1 protein-coding gene is annotated in these 1578 nt (G+C 56.1%); it reads right to left on the reverse strand.

Features of this window, described 5'->3' with window-relative positions; translation table 11 throughout:
- Positions 1 to 159: 159 nt before the first annotated feature.
- Entirely contained in the window at positions 160 to 1347 is a 1188-nt protein-coding gene (locus E3O65_RS12910; RefSeq protein WP_134364142.1) for a hypothetical protein, read from the reverse strand.
- Positions 1348 to 1578 lie beyond the last annotated feature (231 nt).

Raw genomic sequence — 1578 nt, forward strand, 5'->3', positions numbered from 1 at the left:
ATACCCTCGCGAACCCGAACCCAGAACAAGTTCTCGCGATCCTTCAACACCACTCTCGACGCCATCAACAACACCTCACTCATACGGTGTTGCTACGACCCCTTGAAACCGCCCTAGGGATACGAGACCAAACCCCGAGCTACCCTTTCTCATCGAGTCTCAGTAGTCCATGTTCGTATGAAGGTCAGCGCGGTACTCCTTGTACTCGAGGTAGCTTGAGAATCGCGCGGGACTTTCCATGGCCTCGACGAGTTCTGCCCTGAAGGCAGGATCGAATCGAACGTCTAGGCCAGCATTGATCCACTCCATGGCGAAACACATGCGTTTGTCACTGAGCCACGCGTCGAACTCGTCGAACAGCTCGAAGACATGGTTGATATCTTCATCTATCGCGGGCATGAAGAAGGTGCCTACGCGCTCAGTTGCGGAGCTCAGGCCCACGGGGATGGCTCCAACCCCTTCGTAGTGGAGATAGACCGTAGAGCCGTGCCCCTTCTCGAACCCCCCGTGAGAATGTGTATTGCGCCAGCGCTCGACGACCGCAACCAGCCTGTCGTAGTAGTGCTTGTCGTCCTTGCGGGTCAGATCAAACACCTGCCCATACTTATCTCCCCACCGCACACCTATGAACTTTTCGAGTGAGTGCTTGGAAGGGTCGAAACCGTGAAAAGGCAACGCGAGAACCATGTGGTGCTCAAGAAGGCTTATGTAGGCGTTGACTGAAGCAACCAAGTCACGAAACGAGTTCAGTTGCATCAGTCCCTTGCCTGACTCGAAGGTCATGCCGTGTTCAAATCCATCGGGGGTACCCAGGTGGATCACCTCGTCTTCGATGACAAATGGGTTGGATGCACGCTCGCGAAAATACTCATAGGTCCTACGCAGACTCATGTGTTGGTTGACGACTGTAGCTTTGCCGTTCCGGAAGAGCTCGGCCGCGGCCGGCGCTAGGACCAAACCTTCAACAGATCGCATGCTGGATCTAAGCTTCTTGACGATCTTGTTTGCTACTTCAGCAGCCTGCGCTTCGTCGTTGTCGACGATCTCGACGTACAGCCGTAGGCCAAACTTCTCTAGCGCAAATTCACATTGGAGGTCCTGGTACAGGAAATCCACCCACCACGCGACCTTCTCCTTAGGACCGAATGAACGCAGGCCGATTAGTTCCAGCGCATACCGCGCCAATGCGGGAAGCGTGATCTCGTCGCGCGAAATGGCCCGCCGGTATCGCCGGTATCGCCTGGTTTTCTCGTTGAGGTCCGTTCTAGGGTCAAAAAACTCGCGCAACGACGTCGCGCTCAGCCGTTTAGCAGCGTCCTCTGACCCGGCTAGCCGCGCTGATGTCATGCAGGCAGTCTATGGTTGCCGAGAGCCGCCTTCGTCGTGCGCGCAGTAAGACTGGCGTCCGGCAAATCCGTTGACTTGGCCCATGGTCTCGTAACCTACATGCCTCGAAACCGGCGGATTCAAGTGGTGTCTGCAACACCGGTTTGATTTGTTGGGTTCGAGATTAGCGTGGCGAGGACTTCTGCGGGCGTTCGGTAGCCATGGCGTTTGCGGGGCCGACGGTTGAGCTCC

It is taken from the genome of Cryobacterium breve (genome assembly GCF_004402375.1).
Lineage (GTDB): Bacteria > Actinomycetota > Actinomycetes > Actinomycetales > Microbacteriaceae > Cryobacterium > Cryobacterium breve.

Coding starts and splice junctions, on each gene's coding strand:
- E3O65_RS12910 (WP_134364142.1), bottom strand. CDS start 1,347: ATGACATCAGCGCGGCTAGCCGGGTCAGAGGACGCTGCTAAACGGCTG.